Origin of the sequence: Streptomyces sp. NPDC001902 (assembly GCF_042891295.1) — a bacterium.
Lineage (GTDB): Bacteria > Actinomycetota > Actinomycetes > Streptomycetales > Streptomycetaceae > Actinacidiphila.
Window position 1 is genome coordinate 70,132 of the sequence record NZ_JBIATA010000038.1, and the last position, 8,118, is coordinate 78,249.

Annotated in this window: 4 protein-coding genes; all 4 read left to right on the forward strand. The window is 69.8% G+C overall.

All coding sequences use genetic code 11. The features are described 5' to 3' along the window. The first annotated feature begins 537 nt into the window (after positions 1-537). The 4 genes from ACFYYN_RS39455 (at position 538) to ACFYYN_RS39470 (ending at position 7,379) form a co-directional block, all read left to right on the forward strand. The gene (locus ACFYYN_RS39455; RefSeq protein ID WP_500549618.1) at positions 538-3,318 is read left to right on the forward strand and encodes an ATP-binding protein; all 2,781 of its coding nucleotides are present in this window, start codon (positions 538-540) and stop codon (positions 3,316-3,318) included. A gap of 85 nt (positions 3,319-3,403) precedes the next feature. Further along, a complete protein-coding gene (locus tag ACFYYN_RS39460; protein WP_500549619.1) occupies positions 3,404-4,120 on the forward strand; it encodes an alpha/beta hydrolase in 717 nt (238 codons plus the stop codon). A gap of 1,292 nt (positions 4,121-5,412) precedes the next feature. Beyond that, positions 5,413-6,087 (forward strand): hypothetical protein, encoded by a 675-nt coding sequence (locus ACFYYN_RS39465; RefSeq protein ID WP_500549620.1) that lies wholly within the window; start codon positions 5,413-5,415, stop codon positions 6,085-6,087. A gap of 266 nt (positions 6,088-6,353) precedes the next feature. Next, positions 6,354-7,379 (forward strand): helix-turn-helix domain-containing protein, encoded by a 1,026-nt coding sequence (locus tag ACFYYN_RS39470; RefSeq protein WP_500549621.1) that lies wholly within the window; start codon positions 6,354-6,356, stop codon positions 7,377-7,379. The last annotated feature ends 739 nt before the right edge of the window (positions 7,380-8,118 follow it).

Genomic DNA, 8,118 nt, shown 5'->3' on the forward strand with positions numbered 1-8,118 from the left:
CGCGGCCGCCGGCCGCACCGTGCCGACCCGGGGCCGAGGACGGACCTGCTGCGACCGCGACCTGCTGCCCTCGATCCCCGATGCGGACCGCCTCCGCCGCGTTGCTCCCGTCCGCGACGACGCGGTCGCCGCGCCGCCGGTCCTTCACGCCGGCGCCGGTGAACGGCTCTGCGTGCACGGCCCCACCGGTTCCCCTCCGCCAGGCAGCACAGGCAAGGAGGCCGCGCTCCGCAGGCCGGGCCCGCCGGCGAGAGCCGGCACCCATCGGGCACCCGGGGTTGTCGGCGACCTCGACATGCCGGTCACCGGCCCGGGCCACCACGCCGGACGCTGACCGCAGTCCGCACACAGGCCCCGCCCCTGGCCGGCGAACGGCCGGCTGCGGCCGCACACGACGTCGGCCGGCACGCTCAACCGGCCCCGCCCGCCGTACCCCCGTCCAGGCGCTGCACGCCGGCCCCCGCGCCGGGCGCCGCCGGGCGGGCAGCCCTGCCCCACGCCCATCCCCTGGCTCACGAGAAGAAACGGAAGCAAGCAGTGATCGGTAGTGACTCTTCCCAGCGCGATACGGCTCATGCGCTGATCGGTCGGGACCGCGATCTGCACACGATCCGTGAGCTCGCGGGCCTGGGCACCGGAGGCGGAGCATTGCTGGTCTCGGGGGATGCCGGGGTCGGGAAGACGGCAGTGCTGGACGCCGTCGCGGCGGGAGCCCGCGCCGAGGGCGCCCGGGTACTGCGAGCCGCCGGTGTGGAGTTCGAGGCGAACTGCAGTTACTCGGGTCTCAACCAGGTCCTGTTTCCCTTCCAGCGCGAGATCGAGGATCTGGAGGTGCCCTTCCGTGACGCCCTGCGCGTGGCACTCGGCTTCGAAAGCGGCTCACCGCCCCAGATGCTGATGGTCTCCAACGCCGTGCTGCTCCTGCTGCGGACGGTCGCGGCCGGAGATCCGCTCGTCCTGGTGATCGACGACCTGCCCTGGCTGGACCAGGCCAGTGCGGCCGTCCTGGGCTTCGTCCGACGACGGGCGGTCGGCATAGGTGTGAGCTTTCTCGCCGCGTCACGTAGCGGGGTGGCGAGCCTGAACGACTGCGGTGCCCTGCCCGAATACCGGCTGCAGCCGCTGGACGAGGAGTCGGCCGCCCGCCTGGTCGCCCACGCCTCCCCCCACCTGGTCCCCAGCGCCCGCCGGAGGCTGCTGACCGTGGCATGCGGCAATCCGCTCGCCTTGCTGGAACTGCCGTCCGCCCTGCCGGCCACGCCAGGGCCGGCTGCCGGCGACGTCCCGGCCGTACTGCCGCTCAGCCGGCGCCTGGAAACGGTGTTCGGCTCCCGCGTCACCAGCCTGCCCCAGCCCACCCAGCGCCTGCTGCTGCTCGCCGCGCTGGAAGGCGTCGGCGACCTCGGCGTCCTGCAGGCCGCCTCCCGGCAGACCGATGACGGCTACGACCTGGAAGACCTCGGCCCCGCCGAACGCGACCAGCTGGTCTACATCGACGAGGACGCACGACGGCTGAGGTTCCGCCACCCCCTCATCCGCTCGGCCGTGGTGGAGAACTCCACCAGCAGCCGCCGGCGCGCGGTCCACACCGCCCTGGCCCAGGTCCTGGTGGACCAGCCCGAGCGCCGGGCCTGGCACCTGGGCGAGGCCACCTTGGAGCCCGACGAGAACGTCGCCGCCCTGCTGGAAGACACGGCGCGCCTCACGCTGCGCCGCGGCGACGCCATCGGCGGCATGCGCACCCTGCTCCGGGCCGCGGACCTCACACCGCCCGGAGCCGGCCGCAGCCGCCGCCTCGCCACCGCCGCCTACGTCGGCGCCGAGGCCACCGGGTCCCTGCACAGCGCCCAAAAGCTCCTGGACGACGCACGGCACACGGCCGCGGACCCCAAGAGCTCCCTGCACGCGGCCGCGGCCGCCGCCGTTCTCATCCTGAACAGCGACAGCGACATCGACACCGCGCACACCCTGCTGGTCGACGCGATCGAAGCCGGAGCCCACGGGTACGACGCCGCGGACAAGTCGCTCATCGACGCCCTGCACACCCTTGCCCTGGTGTGCTTCTTCGGCGCCCGGCCCGAACTGTGGCAGCCCTACCACCGCGCGCTGGACAAGCTGACCCCCAAGGCCCCGCCGGTGCTGTCCGCGCTGGCCAAGACCTTCTCCGACCCCGCCCGCACAGGCGCCGCCGCCTCGGGCGAACTCGACAAACTGATAGCACAGCTGACCGACGTCACCGACCCCGTCCAGCTCCAGCGAACCGGCTCGGCGACCCTGTACGTCGACCGTCTCGGCGACGTCCGCGAAGCACAGTGGCGCATGGTCCGCATGGGACGAGACGGCGGCCCGGCGCGCCGGCACATGGCCGGACTGATCCACCTCACCCTGGACGACTACCTCACCGGGATGTGGGACGAGGCAGCGCAACTCGCCGAAGAAGGCATCCAGTTGTGCACCACCCACGGCTACACAGGATTCGCCTGGTACTTCCACTACGCCCAGGCCCTCCTGGCCGCCGCCACCGGCGAGGCCGACCGCGCGGACGCGGCAGCCGAGCAGGTCATCCACTGGGCGACCCGCCGCAAGGCGTTCGGCGCCGCCCACTACGCGCACCACGCCGCAGGGCTGGCGGCCCTGGGACGCGGTGACTTCGCCGACGCCTACGAGCACGCCACCGCCATCAGCCCCGCCGGCCACCTCGCCTCACACGCCCCGCACGCACTGTGGGCAACGATGGACCTGGTCGAGGCAGCCATGCGGACCAACCGGCACCAAGAGGCAGCCGCCCACGCCCAGGCCATGCGGGACGCCGGCATCACCGAACTGTCCTCACGCCACGCCCTGCTCACCCACGCCTGCACCGCCCTGACCACCACCGACGACAACCAGGCCCTGCAGCTGTTCACCCGCGCCCTCGACGTACCCGGCGCCGGGCGGTGGACCTTCGACTACGCCCGCGTCCAGCTCGCCCACGGTGAGCGGCTGCGGCGTGTGCGGGCCACCACCGAATCCAGGGGGCCGCTGGCAGCAGCACTGTCCGCCTTCCAGCACCTGGGGGCCACTCCCTGGACGGAGCGCGCCGAGACCGAACTACGCGCCGCCGGCGCAGCCAAGCGGCGGCCCGGCACCACCACACCGCACACGCTCACCCCCCAGGAACTGGAGATAGCCCGGCTGGCGGCCTCGGGCCTGACCAACAAGCAGATAGCCGAGCGCCTGTTCCTGTCCCACCGCACCGTGGGCGCCCACCTCTACCAGATCTACCCCAAGCTGGGCATCACCTCCCGAGGCATGCTCCGCGACGCCCTCGAAGGCTGACCCCCTGGTCATCTGCCTCCTCACACCACCCGAGCAGCAAACGGCAAGGCGGGCCCTGTCACCTCACCTCAGAAGGACCCAGCACGTGAGCACACTTCCCACCCTCGTCCTGGTCCACGGCGCCTGGCACGGCACCTGGTGCTGGCAGCCGCTGACCGAACACCTCCCCGACCTCGACGTACGTACCGTCGCCCTGCCCAGCAGCGGGCAGGACCCGGCAGCCCTGGGCGGCCTGTACGACGATGCGGAGGCGGTGGCCAAGGCCACCGCGGCCGTCGGCGGACCGACCGTGGTGGTCGGCCACTCCTACGGAGGATGCCCCGTCACCGAAGCCGCCGCGGCAGTCGGCAACGTCGAGCGCATCATCTACCTCAGCGCCCTGATGCAGGACACCGGCGACTCGGTCCTGTCCCTGACCGGCGGCGTCCACCCGCCCTACTGGGACGTGCACGAGGACCCCCAGGGCCACGCCGGCCACGGCTACTTCGAAGCGGCCCAGGCTTCGCACGTGCTCTACAGCGACGTCGAACCCCACCTGGCACAACAAGCCGCCGCCAGACTCGCCCGCCAGTCCCTCGCCTCGGTCACCCAGCCCCTCACCCGGGCCGCCTGGCGCACCGTACCCAGCACCTACGTCCTGTGCGAACAGGACCTGGCCATCCCGCTACCGCTCCAGCAAACCATGGCCACCCGCGCCCAACGCACCGTCCGCCTGCACTCCGGACACAGCCCGTTCCTCTCTCAGCCGGCCGAACTGGCCCGCATTCTCCGCCACGAACTCGCCCACCGGCCAATGCAGTAGTGGGCACCTGCGGTCCGGCAGACTCCGGCCGCCGCACCCGGCGATCTGCTCTGCGCAGGTCCGCACTTCCCCACGGCGCAACCATTCGGCCGGGTGTCACTCCAACCCGGTTACCTCTTTTGGCCCTGCGAACCGGCGGTGCCTGCCGCCTCCTTCACGGTCCAGCGCTGGACGTGGGAATCGGCGGACCGGGCAGGTTCAAGCGCCCTGTCGAGCAGGTCCTCGTACCGTCAGGCTGGATGTGTGAGCGAGTTATGGAGCATGCTGGCCGCGCCAGGCGGAGCGGTGGCGACCACGCTGATCGGTGTCTTCGTCGGCAGTGTGGTCAGCAGGCGCGCTCAGGACCGGCACTGGGTCCGTGAACAGCAAGCGGCTGTTTGCGCACGGGTGCTGCGGGAGTCGTCAACGGTGCTGGTGGATCTCAGCGACATGGAGTCCTCCCGCCCCGAAAGCATCCCGCAAGGTGTGGTCGTGGCGACCAGCACCGACTGGCGGCCGTGGAACGAGGCACTGAGCATGGTGAACCTCGTCGCCGACAAGGACATCGCAGAGGCGGCCCATGCCCTGGACGAGCAGATCTGGCGCGTCCACATCGCCGTCAAGCGCGGCCTGGCCCCCGATGAGGACTGTTTCGCACTGCGCTCGCGCATCATTGCCGCACAAGGCGACTTCATCACCGTTTCCCGTCGCAGACTGTCCCTGACAGGGGACCCACTCCCCCGGCTGTCCGGCAGGCCGGCCCCAGACGCATGTCGGCGTGGACGTAGGCGTCGGTGGAGCGGACACTGTCTAACCGTTGCTACTTCTCATCAAGATTTCCGAGTCTCTGCCCTTGGGGTCGTTCCCGAAAGCCATGAACATCTACTCTCAGTTCTGACCTACGTAGCCAGGCAGGGCCGGATCGGCCAGCAGGAGACGCTCGCGCTGCCATCACGCGCACTTGCAAGAGGCGCAGACCCCTGCGCAGGCGCCGGCCAAGCCCCTGGATGGTCACGCGCCCCAGTGCCCGCGTTCGTCCGTCCGGCCACGAAACGGAGGCCGCCCCCACAACTCCGCGCAATTCCACGTGCCTTCATGGCGCCGGCGTCGTTGTAAAAGAGACCTCGAATAGTGACGGGGATCCCCCCAAGGGCACCGGTCACACTGCTCGACGGCTTCCTCGCCGCTCTACTGAGGCCCAACAAGGCTGCCACAAGAGGGGCGATACGGGCTGCCGGCACGCAACAACAACACACATTGACTCACGGGTAGGTACCATCCGGCAGCACCACCCCATACACACGAGGAGTGTCGTGACCGACAACAACACCATTCAGGACCGGTATGCGACGCGTCTCGCAGAGGACCTGGACAACAACGCCGGCGAACAGGAAAAGGTCCGCACGCAACTCGCGGAACTCCAGAACCGGCTGGCTCAGCTCGAGCAGGAGCAGGCGTGGCTGACCCAACTGCAAGGAACCGTGGCCGGCGCCTCAAGCGTGGTCATGGAGGAAGAACCGGCAGGTGAAGCGTCTGCCGACAAGGCCGAAGAGCCGAAGGTGACGCCCGCCACCCAGCCAGTGCCCCGTCCGCGCGGGCGAAAGAAGCCGGCCGGTGAGCCGGCGGCCCGAAAGGCCGGTAAGAAGACGCCTGCCCCCAAGACGGCCGGGAAGCCGAAGCCGGGCAGCTCACCGTCGAGCACGGAGCCGACACTGCGTAGCCTGGTCGCGGACATACTGGCGGGAAGCAGCGAACCGCGCATGGTCAGTGAGTTCGTCGACGCCCTGGCCAAGCAGCACCCTCAGCGCGCCACGCCGAGCGCCCCGGTCGTGCGTAACACCCTGGAGGCGCTGGTGGCCAAGGGCCGCGCCGAACGCGCCCGCAGGCAGGGCAGCGTCTTCTACACCCCCATCACACCCCCGGCCACCGACGCCGCTCACGCGGTGGTCGCGTCCGGCGCCGCAGAACCCGTCCCGGCAACAGGCTGACCTCAAACGCGTGTGGCAGGAGGTCGCGGGCCTTCTGCCACGGGCTGGGGATTCGGCCGATCCTCTGCGGAGCACCGCCCTCCCCATCGAGGTTCACCCAGGAGAGCACCGCGAATCCGAGACCGTTCCCCATGCCCCCGCGCTGCGGACCGCAAGGCCGCACGAAGATAAAGGTGTGCAATACAGCAAAAGCCACAAAATGCAGCATTTGCCGCGGTACGGTGGAGATCTGTCCCAGCCCGCGACCGGTTCTGGAGGGAGCCCGCATGGCAGATCGACTCGACGTGGCGTCGCTGGCTCCTGGCGATCGCGCGGACGCGATCCGTGAATTCTCGTGGGCCATCAACGGCCGTATAGAGGTGGACCTTCCCCCGGACCCGCATCTTCTAAGGGCCAGCGCAACCACCAACGCGGTGGGGTCGGTGAAAGTCTCGGAGATCGGCTGGAACGTGGCCCGCCTGCGCCGTGCTTCCGCCTCGGTGGACGAGGACTTCGTGCCGCACGTTCTCGTCCATCTCCAGGAAGCGGGGGTCTCCGCCTTCCACCAGGGAGGAAGGCGGGGTGTGATCCGGGCGGGAGATCTCGCGGTGCTGGAGAACGCGAAGCCCTATGAGGTCTTTTTCCACGGCACGATGCATTCGGTCCTCGTGCGCGTTCCCACGCACGTCCTGGGGCTGCGGCCGTCCCTGCTCGACCAGGTCACAGCTGTACGACTGAGTTCGCAGCGCCCCGTCGTGGGTGCCACAGCAGCGCTATTCACCCGGTTGGCCCGCAACCAGGCCGCTGTCGGCGAGGCTGAGGCCGCCCTGTTCGCGCAACCCTGTGTCGACCTGATCAGGGCTGTGGTCAGCATGATCCCGGGCCGTGACGATCTGGCCGGAGCACCTCTGAACAGCACACTGCTGTTCCGTGTTCGGGAATACGTCCGCCTCCATCTGGCAGAACCCGACCTGACTGCGGCACGTATCGCCGCCGAGCATCACGTTTCCGTACGGCAGCTCTACCTGACCCTGTCCCGAGCGGGAATCAGCCTCGGCGAGTGGATACGGACGCAGCGCCTCGAAGAGTGCAGGAGAGAACTCGCGTCGTCGGTGCATCAGTTCATGACGATTGAGGCGATCGCCCACCGGTGGGGGTTCGCCAGCGCACCCCACTTCAGTCGGGTGTTCAAGGCGGCGTACGGTGTGAGCCCCCGCGAGTTGCGGTGGCAACCATGCGACAGGCAGAACGGGCATTCACCGGCAACGGCGCCTTCCCGCCCGGGCACTTCGGCCTCATCTCGCGGACCGTAACTGGGCACGGCCGGCGGCGGAGAACGAGCCGCCCGCTGGAGCAGCCCGAAGCCACCAGGCACCCGCCCTGAAGGCCCGGGCACGTCGAGCGGACAAAGCGCGCGGCGCTGCCGACTCTTTCACAGGAGGCAGCACACGGGTCGTCGCCTTGCCTGTGCGTGCACGATCTCTCCTTGCCCTTTCGTGCACGACATCAGCTCCGGTTCCCGCCCCAAGAAACCGGCCGCCGGAGTCCGGCCCATTTCAGCGGCGGCACGTACCGCCGGCACCCGCGGCCCACGAGGATGAATACGCGTAACCTCGCTCAGCGCGATACCGGAAATACAGAGCGTGTCCTCCCCGTTGCCCGTCACGGCCATGCGATCGAGGGGGCTCCGGCCAGGGCGGGTGACGTCCACGGAACGTGCAAGACATTCGCGGTTGCACACAGCTGCACGGCGGGAATCCCGCAGTCTCCGATTCGCACAGCTGCGGATATCCCACGGACCTGCCCGGACGGCCGCCGGCGATCGCAGGGGGAAATTACGGTGGCCGCGGAGAGGGGCTCCCAGGCGCCTCATGCCCCGGTCACCTGCACGCGAGTCCGGGAACCAGATGCCTTCAGTGCCGTTCAGGAGGACATCGTGATCGAAGCATTCTGCACCGACATCCAACCGCCCGCCGAGAGGGACGAGTACTGGAGGGACGCCGTACGCAGGGCGTTCACCCGCCTGGAGATCCGCACCCAGGGAGCGGCCGA

Bases quoted from the DNA above. Each gene is read 5' to 3' on its own strand.
- ACFYYN_RS39470 (WP_500549621.1), top strand. From the start codon at position 6,354: ATGGCAGATCGACTCGACGTGGCGTCGCTGGCTCCTGGCGATCGCGCG.